This is a genomic window from Moraxella oblonga NBRC 102422 (assembly GCF_001598275.1).
GTDB classification, from domain to species: Bacteria; Pseudomonadota; Gammaproteobacteria; order Pseudomonadales; family Moraxellaceae; genus Moraxella; species Moraxella oblonga.
The window spans coordinates 1-17,433 of the sequence record NZ_BCYQ01000030.1 but is presented as its reverse complement, the minus strand read 5'-3'; the positions used below and the strand labels follow the sequence as shown (position 1 = coordinate 17,433).

The following is a 17,433-nucleotide window of genomic DNA, read 5'->3' as shown; positions in this document are numbered from 1 at the left end:
GCTTATCATACTAAAATTTTAAAAAAATTACCACAAAAAACAAAACCCCAAATCACTTTGGAGTTTTGTTTGGTATGATTAATAAGTATCATCACTCTCAACGATGGTAATCTCTGATGAATTATCCGTTACTGGTTTGTGAGACACGCTAGGCTCAGGCTTTGGTGTGGGTTTAGGTTCAGGCTTTGGTTCAACTTTTGGTGTAGGTTTAGTATCCACTTTGGGCATGGGTCTTGGTTCAACTTTTGGCTCTACTGGACGAGTAGGCTGTTGTACTCTTGTTGTTGATGTTGCATTGCCTTGTTGTGCAGACTGTGTGTTATTACGAACCTGCTGAGATGGTGGTGATGTACGAACTGGTTGCTGGGTTGAAGTTGTTGGTTGAGGATTGTTATTAGGACGCACCGCAGGTTGGTTGATTGGGGTTACCTTAGGCTTCACTGTTTGTGGATTGTCGTTTTTTGTCGCTGTTGTTTGCTGTGATGCCCATACAACCGCACTTGCCAAACCTGATGATGTCAGCTCAATCACAGGGTTGTCAGTAGATTTGATAAACAGTGCATCGCCACTGATTTGATAAACCAAATCCCCCACGAAACGATGGCCATCTTCTAGCACAACCCCCATTTGGTTTGCTTGCTCTGCCAATGTTGTGTTGGCTTTGGCAAGAACCTTGTTTGCACCCGCAATGTCAGATTCGGACAGTGTTACACTAATTTTGGCAACACAACTGTCTTCTTGTGTTTTGGGGTCATTGACTTCAATGTTTAGGGTGGATAACTTATTTTTTAATGCTTCTTCAAGCTCTACAAGATTGGATTTTTTTAGGGTGTCAAGGGTAGATTGGCGTACATGGTCAAGCACCAAATCGTTAATGCGTGTTTTTAAGTCATTATCATCACACACTATCGCAGGACGTTCTACTACCGTCAATTCTTTGGCTTCTTCGTTGGTGGTAACGTCTGCTTTGTTATGCGATGGTGCAGGTCGCTCTTTTTTATCACACCCTACCAATGCCAACATAATTGCAGATACAACAACCAAATATTTCATAGATTTCATTTTTTATCTCTTTAAAATCAATGGGAAAAATGCAAAATTTGGGTTACAATACTACATTCTCTTTTTTGAGAAAAGTTCTTTTCATTATAACACAAAATGACCATTTACCAGTAATTTATTGTAACATGAACACACAAAACGACCGCAATTTTGATGACATTGCCGACCACTTTGCCAAAAAGGTTTATGGTGGCTTAAAGGGGCAAATTCGCCTTGCTGTATTGGAGCGAGATTTGGGCGAACACTTACAAAAACACCCCCTCAAAATCCTTGATGTCGGTGCAGGACTTGCCCAAATCAGTCTAAACCTCGCCAAAACACACGATGTGGTCATTAGCGATATTTCTAGTAACATGATTGCCAAAGCCCAAACATCCGCTCATGAGATTGGCGTTACACCCACTTTTATCGTTAGTCCCTACCAAGAATTATCCACACATTTACAAGGACAAAAATTTGACGTGATTCTTTGCCATGCGGTACTAGAATGGTTATCCAACCCCAGTCAAATCATGGCATTTTTTGATGAATATCTTAGCAATGAAGGCATATTGTCTTTGTGTTTTTATAATCCTGCCAGTCTAATTTATCGCAATCTCATCATGGGTAACTTTTATCAGCTTGATAAACCCAAACCTGCTGATAACAAAAGCCTAACCCCCAACAATCCTGTGGCATATGAGACGGTGGAACAATGGTTGCTGGATAAAAGTTATACCATTTTATGCAAATCTGGCATACGAGTATTTTCTGATTATGCCCCATTAAAACGTGGGGGACTAACCAATCCTAATGACGTGATTGCTATGGAGCTTAGATACTCACAAATCCACCCTTTTTGGCAAATGGGGCGATACTTGCACCTTTTGGCAAAAAAATCTCATCAATAATTTAACCCCCTTTACCAATCACACGTTTTACAAGGCGATTTAATTCATTGATTGCCAACTTGCTGTCAGCGTCTTTGCCATAACGATGCTGGCGATATACCGCTTTAAGTTGTGCAATATCATCAGAACGGTTTATGGTATCATTCACCCTATCAAGCCAGCTTAAATAAGGCTCGCTTGCTGTTCTGACCAAACTTGGGTGCTGTTTGATAAGTCTCTTTTGTAATTGCACCAATGGCATATCCAAAGGGTGATGGCGTTTTCTTCGTCTATACGCAGTAATAACAAGAAATAACGCCGTTAACACCAAGACACCGCCAACCAACGTCCAAAACTGCTCGGCAAAATTTGAGATATTAAACCATTTTGATAGTGATTTTTTTTGTTCATTTTGATCATAACCAACCACATCACGTTGCCAATAATAGCTGGCTTGATCGGAGTAACGTCGTAGCGTTTGTAAAAACTTAAACTGCTCATAACTAAGCCGACCAAGCAACCCATCACCAAACAAGGACGCACCCCCTGCTTCTGTAACGGCATTCATGCCACTATCAATCCGCTCTGGCGACACAAAAGCCGTTGGGTCAATGCGTACCCAGCCACGCCCATCAAGCCAAACTTCCGTCCATGCGTGAGCATCCATTTGACGCACTTCCCAGCTTTGACCATCTCGCCCAAGCTCACCACCTTGATAACCACCGACAATACGGGCAGGGATACCAACTTCTCTCATCAAAAAGGCAAAAGTGGACGCATAATGTTCACAAAATCCCGCTTTACTCCCAAACAAAAATTCATCAATGCGGTTGTCATTGAGTGTTGGTGGCGATAAAGTGTAGCTAAATCCGCCAGAAACGATGTGCTGTTTTATCGCTTGTATATATAAAATAGGGTCATGATGATTTTTGGCAAACAACTCTTGGGCAAAGGCTCTGCTTTGTGGATTGCCCTGTTTTGGTAAACGTAAATTGATTTTTTTGTGCGTATCACTGATGGTTAAATCCACCTTGACATCTTTATAGACAGTAGCACGATAGCGTTTTTGGGTGGCAATGGGCGAATAATTTCTTAGTGTAAAATCTGACGTCATGCCCATGCCACGTTCAAGATTGGCTTTGGGATAATCAAGGGCAAAAAGCCAATTTTGTTGAGTAGGCTCTAAAATAACCTGATAATCTTGCCCCACTTGATTGGCATAGGCATCTTTTGCCCAGCTTGGCATCGCATCACGAGATGACCAAAATCCCTCTGAAAAGTCATTTTGTCGCCATGTTTTACCATTAAAATCCGACAAAACCAGCCCACGCCAGTACATCTCATGACGTGGCGGGATTTTACCATCAAACTCCACACGAAATGCAAGTTCAGTAGACTGACTTAAATCCGAAAAATCCCCCGGCGACATCGTATCTGATACACCTGTACTGGCACTTTTTCCTGCCATTGGCAGAGACCAAAGTGGCGAAATGCGTGGAAAAAATAAAAACAGCACCACAAGAAGCGGTATGGCAGGCACAGTCAAAATCATGAGCGAACGCAACCTACCTTGCCCATCACTCTCTTCATCACTCAATGCAATAAATGTCATCAACAACATAAGTAGGCTTGGCAAACCAACCAATGCCACCCCCAAATCTTGACGCATTAAAAATGACGAAGCCAGTACAAACAAGCCTAAATTGACAAGCACATAAGCATCACGTTTTTGATAAATCTCCCAACTTTTACCAATAAGACACAGCACAAGAAAGCTGACCGCCACGTCCACCCCAAAAATCTGCCCAAAGGTGAACCAAATTCCAACAATCCCTCCAATGAAAATGAGATGTTGTAACACTTGATAAATGCGTTTTTGTTTGCCTGTTTGATTGATGGTGTGTTTGATACTGGGTTTTTGCATGATGACGCTCACCACCAATAACACCAACAACCACGTAGGCACGCCACCCATGTGAGGAAAAATCAACGTTGCCAATGCAAGCATGAGCCAGTGATAGGCAGGCAATGCCAGCACTTTTTTCATCAAGGGCAACTGAACTGGCGTCAAAGTTTGGCGACCTGACGCAAATTTTACAAATGCAATCTTTTGCATACACACCGCCTTAGGGTTCTTTTGCCAATCTTAATAAACATTGGTTCACAAATTCATCACCTTGCCCCAACTCGCCTGCACCGCTAGGCAGGTTTAGCACAAAAGGCATTTGGCTATCTCTCATCTGCAACACCGCAAAAGCAAGCTCGCTAAGCCTACCCTCATGATGAGCATTGGGCATATCTTGATAATCAATCAACCACTCACGTCCCACCGAGTCAGCAAAATGCTTGGTAAGCATGCCTGCCCCACGAGCCACATGCGACCACGATACTCTTGCCAGACTCTCACCTTCAACATACTCATTCAATGTATCAAAATCACTTTGCCCAACCACGCCAATATTACTCCATTCATTGCCATCGCTGGGAGCGGATTTTTTGTTATTTTGCCAATCAAATGCCACAGGTGTCGGATACACCCACATTGGACACTCAAAATACGCATACGTCCACACTTTCATCACCCCAAGCGGATATACACTATGTATCTCTAATCTGGGCAAAGTCATACGTCCCCGCTGATTGGCGTAAACGGGCAAACGCACCAAAACAGATTTATCCACATAAGGCAAAACCACCGACCCAGACATCTCCAACACTGCCTTATTTTCAGATGATAGCGACTCTGTGTTGGGTTGTTGAAAACCCAAAAAAATCTGGCGACTGGGTTTGGCACTTTTATTACTGATTTCTAAGGTTGCCCAACCAATAGAACCAGATTGAGCCAACGCCACTTCTACCAACCTTACCTGTAAAGCCGAAACCTGTACAAAAGTATGAAATACCGTCAGTAGCCACACGCCAAATAAATAAAAACACAGTCCCAACACAAGGTTGTTACCATAGTTAATACCCGTAACAAATGTGGTTATCAACAACACCCCAAACAACAATCCTTGGCGGCTAAAAAAGATATAGACATTGCGTATGCCAAATGTAACATCATCACTTCTTTTGACACGACTGGCAAAAAACCTATCAGCTTTTTGCCTAACAAATTGAACAATCACAACATCACACCGCCACTTCCACCAAAATCTTTTGGGCAATCGTCATTTGTGTCAGCCCACCTAGATGATGAAATGGCACAAATTTTTGCCCAAGTCTGTGGTCTGCCACCGCCCCAAACACCGCTTGTACGTCATCAATAGAGACATTATCATTACCCAATACATACGCATAAGCCTGACACGCTCGCTTTAACGCCAATACCCCACGTGGCGACAAGCCATGGTATTCTTGACTAGCACGAGTTTTGGCAACCAATCTTTGGATATAATCTAACACCACAGGTGCGATATGAACTTCTTTGACCGCCTCTTGAATCGCAAGCACTTCATCAGCCGTCAAAATAGGTTGCAACTGTGCCACCATCGCTCGTCTGTCTTTACCTTCTAGCAGTTCTCGCTCGGCTTTGGGCGATGGATAACCCAAAGACACACACATCAAAAAACGGTCAAGCTGTGATTCTGGCAAGGGATATACACCTGCCTGCTGACTGGGATTTTGGGTGGCAATGACAAAAAACAGCTTGGGTAACTGATAAGTTTTACCGTCTTGGGTAACTTGCTTCTCCTCCATTGCTTCTAAAAGTGCCGACTGGGTTTTTGGACTAGAACGGTTAATCTCATCTGCCAGTAGCACTTGGGTAAAAATCGCCCCTTGACGAAATTCAAACGCTCCTGTGCTTTGGTTGTAAATCATCATGCCCAAAATATCCGCAGGAAGCATGTCATTGGTAAACTGCACACGATGAAAATCAAGCCCAAGTAGCACTGCCAACGCATGAGCTAACGTGGTTTTGCCCATACCGGGCAAATCTTGCAAAAGCAAATGCCCATTGGCAAAAATTGACGTTACCGCCAAATGAATGACTTGTTCCTTGTCAAGAACAATGTCATTTAATGTGGCAAGCAAAGTCTGGATTTTAGAATGCAACTGAGCATGAGAAACGGACATAAAACACCTAATCAGATAAATTGATTTTTACAATTAGGGCATGCCCACCTTTTGTATTTATAATTAAAAATAAGATAAATCGCACGTTTTTCTAAAAAAAAACGCAGGCTGTGAGTTTTCTGTCAGACAAGTTTTTGCCTTTAAGCCACAAGATTGAGCTATTTTTAATGTAAAAACGTTATCTTTATTTTTAAATTATTGCTACATATCAATAGCATTATAAAGGGTGGGCATGCCCTAAATAAATCAAACAAAATACATTTTTAAATAAAAAAATAATTATACCAAAAATCCGTTTACGCATTGTAATAATGCGTAAAAAAACACCGCCTAAGCGGTGTTTGTCCATCATACCTCTTCGGCAGGTGGCGGAAAAATGATTTCATTGGCAGAAGGTTGCAAATAATCCCCTTGTAAGTACCTTGCCCCAACAGACCAACCCGTACTCATGAGTGATGCTTCTTCAATGTTTGGCATCAAAACATCTGCACCTTTTTCGGTAGCAATAGCAATCAACCCTTGCAACGCATTTAAGTTTGCCTCTCTATCCAAATCTTTGGTAAAGCTTTTTGCCAATCTTACCATACTTGGGTTGATATACTCCAACGCATCAGCAGACTTGGTGGTGCTACCAAAACTATGAATGCCCATTGGACAGTCAATATTGGCCAGAGCAATCGCCTGACGTTTTGCCACTGCCAAATAATCCACCACGTCTTGTTCGTTGAATTGCAAAGTAATCACATCACTGCCACCACCAATCGCACGATTGAGCTGGGTAATCATATTGACCAGATTGGTGTCTGCCAATGTGGCAGATGATAAACTGATTAAAATTCTTGCGGTTGGCTCTGTTTGACGCACTTGTGCCAAATGACGACCTGCATTAATGAGCACCCAACGATCAACTTTTTCAAGTAGGTTGTGTTTTTTGGCAATTGGTGCAATCTTGTCAAAGGTCATTTGTGTGCCATCTGCTTGTGGCAGAGTTACATAAACTTCAAATAAGTTGCTGGCATCTGTACTGATGTCATAGATTGGCTGATAATGTAGTAGCAACTGGTTTTGGGCAAGGGCGTTTTGTAGATATTCTGCCATCGCAGTATCATCATCGCCTGCAATGGTACTAACATCAAAGACACGCACCTTATCATTTTCAGCGTCAGCATCAATCTGTAAGATGGTATCCAATGCACGATTAAGTACTACTTGGGGTTCTTGGGTGTTAGCACCCATCATCACAATCGCCATTGACAAATTGGTGGTAACTGTACGGCTACCCACCTCAATAAGCATGGTTGCCACTTTCTCACAAATAGCATTCGCCAACGTTACCAAATCATCTTGTTTGATGTTATCCATAATGATGGCAAAGGTATTGTCGCTAAAACGAGAAACAAACGCATCACTTACCTTATTGAACTGTTCATCAAGTAGGTATGCCACTTGTTTAACGGCTGTATCCACCCCTGCAATACCCGTACTAGAACTGATTTTACCAACACCGTCCATACGCACATAAATGAGCGAAGAAGATTTAATAAGCCCATTTGTGATGTTTTGGTAAGTTTCGTCCAAAGATTCAGTGAATGCCACACGGTTTGGCAGTCCTGTCAAGCTATCTTGACGCTCTGCTTCTGCCAGTTTTTTGGCAAGCTCGGCACTGCCAGCATCATTTTGTTGAATGATGATTTGTGTTACAGGCTCACCATCCAAAGTAGCTGATGCTACTTGTAGTTTTGAGGCAAAGGTTGAGCCGTCTGTGCGTTTACTTTCAAAAGCAAATTCCACTTGTGAACGGTCGCCTTTGTCAAATTTACGTAAAAACTGCTTAAAGCCCTTGACATTTTCACCCCCCGAAATCAAGTCCACCACAGGCACACCAATGATGTCTTCCATGCTGTTGTAGCCAAACATTTCTAGATAAGGCGTATTGGCAAAAATATGCACCCCTTGATCAATGTACGCCACCGCAGATTTTGAGTTGGCAATCAAGACATTGGCACGTTGCTCAGCTTCTTTTAAAATCATTCTTAGATTGGACATTTGGCGTTTGGCAGCCACATAATCTGCCTGCAAACATATCGCCGTTACAATCACATCGTCTTTACCCACTGGGACGGATTTGACCATGTCGCCACGCATAATCTCAGGGTAGCCAAACTCGTTAATTGCCGAATTCTCTACATTTTGAGTAAGATAAATGACGGGCAAATTAATGCCATGCTCTTGCAAAATACCCACCACATCAGCAAAAGTCATGTCATAGGCACGGTGGAATATCAGCACGTCCCACTCTTGGCGGAGCAGTCGCACCAATTCTGCCTTGTCGTCCAAAAAACCCAAATTGACTTCATCATAATAAGGATTTAGAAGTCCAATCAAATGCTCAGCATACAATTGTTCTTCATCAATAACCAATAAATTTAACGTTGGATTTGTCATAAATGTCACTTACTTTAATTTCACAAATTTTAAAACATCATCAACATGGCTTGTACAAACACCAAACCTAGCCATTAAGACGTACAATCTCGTATTGTTCTATCTCTTCGGTAGTCAACAAACTGCGTTCTAGTCTTAATTCTATCTCTTTGGTATCAACACGAAGCAATACAAAGTCCCCTGCCTTGAAGTGTGAGCGTGGCACAACAAGCGTACTTTGTTGGTTGAGTTCATCACCATCAATCAAAAAAGCATGGAAAAATTCTAGACTGCGTGTGTCATTCCTATGTAACCGCACCCCACCAGCCACCAAAATTCGCCCCAAAAAGCGACCATCAACTTCAATACCTTCGGCAACCCTATCCACCCAATGTGCCACACCCAAACGCCATGGGTTTTTATGTTCAGACGAGTGTGATTTTAGGGCAAACAAACCAAATACTGGTAAAAATGAACTCATCAATACTTCATCTTGGACATTTTCAACATCATCAAGTAACAAATCGCCTGAATTGGGTTTTTTGTAGATAAAACGAGCCAGATTATCATTTTTACTAAATACTCTAACTGTTTCTTTGGGTCTGATATTTTCAATCGTAGGCTTGGCATGGTATTCAGGAGCTAAGGCACGCTGACGAATCACGCTTGATAGGTTTTCTCCACCAGAGACTTCTTTAAAAATAGATGGCACACCCACCACGAAATCCGCCTGCTGACCCAAACGACTCGTCCTATCTTGCTCGGCACGGCGTTCAATGGCGATGAGTATCATTTTTGCCAAACGAGATTCAAACACCGTTTGGACATCTGATGTGATAAAGACACCTTGTTGTACTTCTTTTAGGTAAGCCAATAGACGTGTAATGTCAATAAACAAACACCGATATTCTGAACTGTATGGGTTTACAGTGGCATAAGGCGTGATAACCTCTGGGGGGTGATTTCCATGTAAATTGACAAAAATTTTAAGTTCAGGTCTTGCTTCAAAGGTAATATCTACATATTTTACCCAATCAGGCAACACCTTAAAACCATTGACAATGTCTTGACGGCGATAAGCAAAGAAGTTGGCAAAACTGGTCAAACACGCCTGTCTATACTGGGCACAAATAGTATCTGCTGGGGCTTTTTTGATGAGCTTATCCATACTGGTGGTTGCGACACCGCCCTCTGTTGCACGCAAATACCATAAATTGAGTTGTTGCCATACGACCTTTGGGGCTCTTTGATAGGTTAAGGCATATTCAAGCAGTACATTCAGATAGGCACTTACCATATTATAAACCGCCCAAACAAGTGTTGCTTTGTGCGGATTGCTAGACCCTGTGATATTTCCAAGCAATCCTGATAACCAACCACTTGTGGGTTTATCATTGGCAAAGGTTTTTTCAAGTTGCTTGAAGGCACGGTTAGCGACGTTTTTATACACCAAAATCATCAAAAAGTACAAACTACGCACTTCGTTAATACTGGTTTGACGATCCTCGGACAATACTTGATGTTCATAGATATAATCCACACGAAGCTGACCAACAATCCGCTCCACAAATGGCGTTAGTTTGACCATGATATCCAAACGCAAATTATCATCCATCTCTGCCACCAACAACTCACTAAGTAACACCTTAGTTTGTATATATTGTTGATGTTTACTGATGTTGGATATAGATAAAACCCACTCATCTAACAATTCGCCCTTTGCACCAATTTGTGCTAACGCAACTGGCTTTTGGACAATGTTCGCCTCCACCAATTGCTCAAATTTTTCAAGTGTTATCATCTTAGATTTCCATCACAATTAACATACGTACTCTATTTGCATTCAGTTTTTATGCAAATAACATACCAAATTTACATATTAATATAAAAAAATCACATATTATTACATAAAATGTATTCTATGTCTCAACACAGGCTATTATCCAATAATACAAAGATTATCCGCCCCCTCCATTTGCATGGCAATTGGGAGAAGGCTTTCTTCACGTTATCGTAAAAATGCTCTGGCATTACGGAACATTCTAAGCCATGCACCGTCTTTATCCCATTCAGCAGGCTTGTAGGCATGGTTTACTGCACGCAATGTCCGCTCTGGGTGTGGCATCATGAGCGTAACACGTCCATCATCACTACAAATGCCTGTAATACCCTGTGGAGAACCGTTGGGATTTAATGGATAATGTTCGGTAGGCACGCCATGACTATCCACATAACGCAGAGCAATTTGCCCACTCAAAGTCAGCTCGCTAAGCTGTTTTTCATTCAAATCGGCATAACCTTCGCCATGTGCCACTGCAATCGGTAAAATGCTGTCTTGCATACCTTTTAATAGCACAGATTTGGTACGCTCCACACGTACGTTCACAGTGCGTGCCTCAAAACGGGCAGATTTGTTGGTGATAAAACGTGGAAAATGCTCCGCCCCCACCATCAAGTCTTTGAGCTGACTCATCATCTGACAACCATTACATACACCCAACGCAAAAGTTTCGGGGCGGTGGAAGAATTTGGCAAACATCATACGTAATTCATCATGATGTAAAATGCTATTTGCCCAACCAGAGCCAGCACCAAGCACATCGCCATAACTAAATCCACCACAAGCAACCAAACCATCAAAATCACGCAAATCCACACGACCACGCATCAAATCGCTCATGTGTACATCAATAGCCTCAAAGCCTGCCAGTTTAAAACCAGCACCCATCTCAACATGACCGTTCACACCTTGCTCACGCAAGATGGCAACTTTGGGCTGAACGGTACGGCTATTTACATAAGGTGCTTCAACCGCTTGGTTAAGGTCATAGTTAGCAACCGCAATCAACCCACGATGGTCAATGTCGTTAATAAGTGCAAATTCTTGGTCAGCACACACAGGGTTATCACGCAAACGAGCAATCGCATGACTTACTTTACTCCATTCACCTTGCAAATCGCTACGCATGAATTCAATGTCTATGTTAGCACTTTGAATGCTCAAAATGTCTTGGTCAGCACCACCGATGGGCGTTTCAAAGACCTGCCCAATATCAGTAATCATATCAAACACACCGACACTATGTGCCAACTCTTCAAATTCAAAGACATTGTCAGGCAAGACCTGCACCACCGCCCCAAGCTCTTCGGCAAACAGCTCACCAACCACATCATCGTCACTAAGGCTTAGGTTGATTGCGACACGAGATGTAAACTGCATTTCAGCAACGGTTGCAATCAAACCACCATCAGAGATGTCATGATAAGCATGAACCAAACCATTTGATTTGGCTTGCTGGATAAATTCAAAAAATTTCACCAAATCATCAGCACTATCTACGTCAGGACATTCATCGCCAAGTTGGTTTAGCGTTTGGGCTAAAATTGAACCGCCCAGTCGGTGTTTGCCACGAGAAATATCAATGCGATACAAGCTACTATCAGTATTGACAAGCTCTGGGGTGATTGTTTTGGCAACATTTTGGACGGGAGCAAAACCTGTAATAATCAAACTCACAGGTGAGATGACGGACTTATCTGCCTTACCATCTTTCCATGTTGTTTTCATAGACAAACTGTCTTTACCCACAGGAATGGCGATACCCAATGCAGGGCAAAGCTCCTCACCGACTGCTTTGACCGCATCAAAGAGTGCCACATCTTCTTTGTCATCACCGCAAGATGCCATCCAGTTGGCAGACATACGAATATCAGAAATCTTGGCGATGTCAGCACTGGCTAGGTTGGTTATTGCTTCACCTACTGCAAGGCGTGCGGACGCTTTGGGATTGATGAGTGCCACAGGGGTACGCTCACCCATTGCCATAGCTTCGCCTGTATCTGCCAAAAGACCGCTCATCGTAACCGCACAGTCTGCAACAGGTACTTGATAACGCCCCACATACTGTGCCTGAGTAACCATACCCGTTACTGAACGATCACCAATACTAATAAGGAAAGATTTGCTTGCTACTGTTGGGTGTCGTAATACATCACGCACAGCAGTGCTAATATCCACACCACTCACGTCCAATGTGGCAAGTTGCTCACGTTTACGGCGAACGTCTTTTTTGAGTTTGGGTGTACCACCAAGTAGCACCTGCATTGGCAAATCAACGGGTTGCTCAGGCAACAACTCATCATTAACCTTCAATTGACGCACATCTGTCGCCACACCAAGCACCGCATAAGGACAGCGTTCACGCTGACAAATTTCATCAAAACGTGCCTCATCTTCGGGGCGAATCGCAAGCACATAGCGTTCTTGGGCTTCGTTTGACCAAATTGCCATAGGCGACATACCAGCCTCCAACGATGGCACCTTGCGTAGCTCTAACACCGCCCCAAGCTCATGGTCATTGACAAGCTCAGGCATGGCATTTGATAATCCACCCGCTCCCACATCATGAATAGAGACAATGGGGTTTTTGTCAGCACCCATCGCCCAACAAGTATCAATCACTTCTTGGCAACGGCGTTCCATTTCAGCATTATCACGCTGTACGCTAGCAAAATCAAGCCCTTCATCTAAGCTACCACTATTTACCGAACTTGCTGCACCACCACCCAAACCAATCTGCATGGCAGGACCACCAAGTACGATGAGCAAATCTCCTTTGCGAATGCTGTTTTTTTGTACCAAATCACGTTTGATGTTGCCATAACCGCCTGCAATCATGATGGGCTTATGATAACCACGCATTTGTCCGTCAACATTTAGCTGAAAACTTCTAAAATAACCTGCCAAGTTGGGTCGCCCAAACTCATTGCTAAATGCCGAACTACCAAGTGGTGCTTGGGTCATGATGTCCAAAGCACTCATGATACGGTCGGGTTTGCCGTACGCAAGGCTATCTTTTTCCCATTTTTCAGGCAAAGTAGGCAAATGCAAATGCGACACAGTAAAGCCTGTCAAACCTGCTTTTGGCTTACCGCCACGTCCTGTCGCCCCCTCATCACGAATCTCGCCACCAGAGCCTGTACTCGCCCCTGAATATGGGGCGATGGCGGTGGGGTGGTTGTGCGTTTCAACCTTCATGAGAATATCAATCGCTTCATCATGAAAATCATAAGCAAACTGATTTTCGTTATTTTGAGTGGCATAAAAGCGTTTGCCCTCAAAACCCTCAATCACGCTGGCGTTGTCTTTATATGCCGAAAGCACACCATTGGGGTTGTTTTCATAAGTATTTTTAATCATTTTAAACAATGATTTGGGCTGTGCTACACCATCAATCGTCCAGTCAGCATTAAAAATCTTGTGGCGACAATGTTCACTATTTGCTTGAGCAAACATCATCAACTCCACATCGGTGGGGTTTTTCGCAAGAATGTTATAGTGCTTGACCAAATAATCAATATCACCATCAGACAACGCAAAACCAAACTCACGATTTGCATCCACCAATGCCTGTTTGCCCCGCCCCATGATGTCAATATGGTTTAAATGGGCAGGTTTACTCTCATTAAACAACGCCTTAACATCTGACAACGCATACACCAAACTCTGCGTCATACGGTCATGCAGGATATTTTCAGCTTCTTTGGGGAGTTTTTTGAGCAAGTCCGTACCGCTTAATGTAAACAATACAACTCGTTCCATGCGTGGCACGTCCACACCACAGTTTTTGAAAATGTCGGTTGCTTTTGATGACCAAGGACTGATTGTGCCAAATCGGGGGGCAACAATGACCTGACGGTCGGTCGCACCTGCCACATCTTCAACATATTCTTTGCCTTGATTGAGTAGGCTTAGGGCTAGTTTGTGGTCATTTGCTGATAAGTAACCCTCAAAAACATACAGCGACTGCGTTTTGATGCCTGTGATGTGTAGGCTTGTTTTTTGGTTTAGTTCGCTGATGAGTGTTTTGGTTTGAAAATGGGTTAAAAATGGTTGCCCAGCAATGGTCATCATGGCTCAATTATCCTAGTTTAGATAAACAAAAAATTTGAAAAAGCACATACGCCCCAAATTATAACAGAGTTTACAAAAATTTACCTTAAAAATTTTCACACAAGAGAATTTGTATGGGATACTTTCCATCACTATCATAACATTTACAATTTATACTAAACGAACCTAAAAACTGGTACAAAAACCATTCACCCCAAGCTATGCCTGCGGGTGAGTTTCCGTTATGGGCAGACAAGCTCACCACGAACAAAAACCATAACAATTTTAAAGTTCGGTTAGTATAGCAGTTATTTGGTAGTGACAAGCCCCCCCCCCCCATCACAGCTTATACCAACAGATGATTGGTATGGCAAATTACCCTTATAGGATTATGTTAAATAAATTATCATAAAAAATAAAGACGGCAATCACCGTCTTTATTTTTTATGATTGCTTTAAATAGGGCCATGCCGCTTTTAGATAAATCATCATCGACCACAACGTCAAGATGACCGCAATCACCATGAGTACATAACCCAACATCTCCAAACTCTCCCAATTCAAAAGTAGCACCGTAATGGCGACCATCTGAAAAGTCGTTTTGAGTTTGCCTACATATGATACTGCTACTGACGTGCGATTACCAAGCTCTGCCATCCATTCACGCAGTGCTGACACCGCAATCTCACGGCTGATGATGACAATCGCACTGATTGCCATGACGATGTTGGCATGCCATTGCACCAAAACAATCAATGCCGCCGCCACCATGAGTTTGTCCGCCACAGGATCTAAAAACCGCCCAAATGCCGAAGTCAGCCCCATTTTACGAGCCAAATAACCATCGAGCCAATCAGTAATTGCCGCCAACACAAATACAAAAGTCAACAAAAAATGCCGTGCCATACTCTCGCTATATTCTAGCATACCAAGCCGTGCGATGGCATTATCAGGAATCATCGGCACGCCAATGCCAAGTGCAGGCGGATAATAAGCAATACCCACAAAGAGCGGTATCATCACAATGCGGGCAATGGTAAGGTTGTTGGGTAGGTTAAAAATGGTATTGGGCTTGTTTGTCATGATAAACTGGCATTCTTTTTTTTAGAATATCATACCCTAAAATGGCGATGTTTGGGAACTTTTTATGTAAAAAAAATTAAGACAATTGGGCGGATTTTGGGTAAAATGGGGTGATTTTAACTTAGATATTGAGAATAATTATCATGCAATCACCCCAACCCACTTTTGACGTTATCATTATCGGAGCAGGAGCATCAGGATTGTTTTGTGCGATTAATGCAGGCAAACATGGCAAAAGCGTACTAGTCATTGACCACGCCAATAAAGCAGGCAAAAAAATCCTAATGAGTGGCGGTGGTCGCTGTAATTTTATCAATATGACTGTCAGTTACCAAAACTTTGTTGGCAATAATCCCAACTTTACACGTTCAGCATTATCAAAATTTACGCCACATCATTTTATGGAATATATTTATAAACACGGTATTGCTTTTCATGAAAAATCACATGGGCAATTATTTTGTGATGATTCATCTAAGGATATTTTAAATATGTTACTGACCGAATGTGATGATAATGGCGTGCAAATTACTTTAAATACTCACATTCAAAACATCAACAAAATCAATGACATTTTTTATATCAAAACTCAAAAAGACCAAAAAGAAACCACACTCACCACCACATCGCTCGTCATTGCTACGGGTGGATTATCCATTCCTACGCTTGGGGCAAGTGGTTTTGGCTATGAGATTGCTCGCCAATTTGGGCATCGGATTATCCCCACGCACGCATCTCTTGTACCAATGACATTTACCGACAATATTGGTGATATGATAAAATCCCTAAGCGGAATCAGTATTGATGTGATTGCTTCTAATAATAAAATTAGTTTTGAATTGCCAATGTTATTTACTCATCGTGGCTTATCTGGTCCTGCAATTTTGCAATTATCAAATTACTGGCAATTGGGTGAAAATATTCATATCAATCTTTTACCCACACTTAATATCGGTGATTTTTTAATTCAATACAAAAAAAGCAATCCCAAAAAACTCATTCGTACAGCTCTTACGCCTTATTTTGCCAAAAAATTATTAACTGCCTTAGAAAGTCATTTTTGGGAAAAGCACAAAGACACCGAGCTTGCCAACATCAAAGACAAAACCCTATCAAAGATTGGGGAGAACTTAAATAACTGGCAAATCAAACCATCAGGCACAGAAGGCTACCGCACCGCCGAAGTAACTCGTGGAGGCGTATCTACTGATGATGTAAGTAGCAAGACTTTTGAGAGTAAACACTGCCAAAACCTATATTTCATTGGTGAAGTGCTAGATGTGGCAGGGTGGCTTGGTGGCTACAATTTTCATTGGGCATGGGCAAGTGGCTTTGCGTGTGCTAACGCCTTGCCCTAAATTGCGTGGGGCATTTTATTTAAATTGGTTTGGGCAATAACACCGTTGTTACCGCACCCACCACGCCTGCCACCAACACAATGGTGATGATGACTTGCCATTCTGCGTTTGTCCATGTTGTAAAACCGTTCCCCCATTGAATACCAATCATCACCAAAAATGCAATGACACCCAGCGTGGTGGCAGACAAACAAACCGATTTTAGGCTTTTTTGCCACTTGCAAAATACCGTAAGCCCTGCATGAATCAGCCCAACAGGCAATGAATACACCCAAAAAGCCAAAAACATGATGCCATAAAATTCCAAAGCATCAACGCCAAACTCAAAGTACATCCAACCTGTCATGATGGCGGTTAAGATGATGAGTATGGCAAATAAAGCGGTGGAAAGCACGCTCAATTTGGCAAACAACCAACATTGTTGCATGGCAATTTTCCTTTCGTTCGGTGAATGCGGTTGAGTTTTAGATTTGTGTACAAATACAGACAGTTATCGCTATATTATATCATTTGGGACTATACTAGAATAACTCTCATGTTATACTAGTTTTATGAAGATAACCCATTGTAAACTAAGCAAAAAAGCACAGTTAAAACTACTTGAATTTTTTGTCGCAGAAGTAACAACAAGTGATTTACTTGGTATTCAGCACAATTCATCTGTTTT

At 42.4% G+C, this 17,433-nt stretch carries 11 protein-coding genes and 1 pseudogene; 3 read left to right on the top strand and 9 right to left on the bottom strand.

Translation table 11 applies throughout. The features are described 5' to 3' along the window. Positions 1-78 precede the first annotated feature (78 nt). Positions 79-1,062 (bottom strand): hypothetical protein, encoded by a 984-nt coding sequence (locus tag MOB01S_RS12875; protein ID WP_157073948.1) that lies wholly within the window; start codon positions 1,060-1,062, stop codon positions 79-81. 125 nt (positions 1,063-1,187) lie between these two features. Here MOB01S_RS12875 and MOB01S_RS08730 point away from each other — a divergent pair, with 125 nt between their 5' ends. Next, entirely contained in the window at positions 1,188-1,952 is a 765-nt protein-coding gene (locus MOB01S_RS08730; protein ID WP_084349684.1) for a methyltransferase domain-containing protein, read from the top strand. A 1-nt stretch (position 1,953) separates the two neighbouring features. Here MOB01S_RS08730 and MOB01S_RS08725 read toward each other — a convergent pair whose 3' ends face one another. The 7 genes from MOB01S_RS08725 to pgsA form a co-directional block, all read right to left on the bottom strand. Further along, entirely contained in the window at positions 1,954-4,047 is a 2,094-nt protein-coding gene (locus tag MOB01S_RS08725) for a transglutaminase TgpA family protein (RefSeq protein WP_066804051.1), read from the bottom strand. A 10-nt stretch (positions 4,048-4,057) separates the two neighbouring features. After that, positions 4,058-5,059 carry a DUF58 domain-containing protein gene (locus MOB01S_RS08720; protein ID WP_066804048.1) on the bottom strand — a complete coding sequence of 334 codons (1,002 nt, stop codon included), beginning with the start codon at positions 5,057-5,059 and terminating at the stop codon, positions 4,058-4,060. Between the two features lie 4 nt (positions 5,060-5,063). Beyond that, positions 5,064-6,008 (bottom strand): AAA family ATPase, encoded by a 945-nt coding sequence (locus MOB01S_RS08715; protein WP_084349682.1) that lies wholly within the window; start codon positions 6,006-6,008, stop codon positions 5,064-5,066. A gap of 348 nt (positions 6,009-6,356) precedes the next feature. Then, positions 6,357-8,453, bottom strand: a complete 2,097-nt coding sequence (locus tag MOB01S_RS08710) for an EAL domain-containing protein (protein WP_066804042.1) — start codon at positions 8,451-8,453, stop codon at positions 6,357-6,359. A 67-nt stretch (positions 8,454-8,520) separates the two neighbouring features. Next, a complete protein-coding gene (locus tag MOB01S_RS08705; RefSeq protein ID WP_066804039.1) occupies positions 8,521-10,233 on the bottom strand; it encodes a cyclic-di-GMP receptor FimW-related protein in 1,713 nt (570 codons plus the stop codon). A gap of 207 nt (positions 10,234-10,440) precedes the next feature. Next, the gene (gene purL, locus MOB01S_RS08700) at positions 10,441-14,346 is read right to left on the bottom strand and encodes a phosphoribosylformylglycinamidine synthase (protein ID WP_066804036.1); all 3,906 of its coding nucleotides are present in this window, start codon (positions 14,344-14,346) and stop codon (positions 10,441-10,443) included. A gap of 423 nt (positions 14,347-14,769) precedes the next feature. Beyond that, the gene (gene pgsA / locus MOB01S_RS08695) at positions 14,770-15,408 is read right to left on the bottom strand and encodes a CDP-diacylglycerol--glycerol-3-phosphate 3-phosphatidyltransferase (protein ID WP_066804033.1); all 639 of its coding nucleotides are present in this window, start codon (positions 15,406-15,408) and stop codon (positions 14,770-14,772) included. Positions 15,409-15,551: 143 nt separating this feature from the next. Between pgsA and MOB01S_RS08690 the strand changes: the two genes are divergently transcribed. Then, positions 15,552-16,766, top strand: a complete 1,215-nt coding sequence (locus MOB01S_RS08690; protein ID WP_066804030.1) for a BaiN/RdsA family NAD(P)/FAD-dependent oxidoreductase — start codon at positions 15,552-15,554, stop codon at positions 16,764-16,766. 19 nt (positions 16,767-16,785) lie between these two features. Here MOB01S_RS08690 and MOB01S_RS08685 read toward each other — a convergent pair whose 3' ends face one another. Further along, entirely contained in the window at positions 16,786-17,193 is a 408-nt protein-coding gene (locus MOB01S_RS08685) for a hypothetical protein (RefSeq protein WP_066804027.1), read from the bottom strand. A 124-nt stretch (positions 17,194-17,317) separates the two neighbouring features. On the opposite strand from MOB01S_RS08685, the pseudogene MOB01S_RS12365 reads away from it, so the two are divergent. Next, positions 17,318-17,433, top strand: a pseudogene (locus tag MOB01S_RS12365) (IS1595 family transposase); the annotation flags it as partial.

Coding starts and splice junctions, on each gene's coding strand:
- MOB01S_RS12875 (WP_157073948.1), bottom strand. CDS start 1,062: ATGAAATCTATGAAATATTTGGTTGTTGTATCTGCAATTATGTTGGCA.
- MOB01S_RS08730 (WP_084349684.1), top strand. CDS start 1,188: ATGAACACACAAAACGACCGCAATTTTGATGACATTGCCGACCACTTT.
- MOB01S_RS08725 (WP_066804051.1), bottom strand. CDS start 4,047: ATGCAAAAGATTGCATTTGTAAAATTTGCGTCAGGTCGCCAAACTTTG.
- MOB01S_RS08715 (WP_084349682.1), bottom strand. CDS start 6,008: ATGTCCGTTTCTCATGCTCAGTTGCATTCTAAAATCCAGACTTTGCTT.
- MOB01S_RS08710 (WP_066804042.1), bottom strand. CDS start 8,453: ATGACAAATCCAACGTTAAATTTATTGGTTATTGATGAAGAACAATTG.
- MOB01S_RS08705 (WP_066804039.1), bottom strand. CDS start 10,233: ATGATAACACTTGAAAAATTTGAGCAATTGGTGGAGGCGAACATTGTC.
- purL (WP_066804036.1), bottom strand. CDS start 14,346: ATGATGACCATTGCTGGGCAACCATTTTTAACCCATTTTCAAACCAAA.
- pgsA (WP_066804033.1), bottom strand. CDS start 15,408: ATGACAAACAAGCCCAATACCATTTTTAACCTACCCAACAACCTTACC.
- MOB01S_RS08690 (WP_066804030.1), top strand. CDS start 15,552: ATGCAATCACCCCAACCCACTTTTGACGTTATCATTATCGGAGCAGGA.
- MOB01S_RS08685 (WP_066804027.1), bottom strand. CDS start 17,193: ATGCAACAATGTTGGTTGTTTGCCAAATTGAGCGTGCTTTCCACCGCT.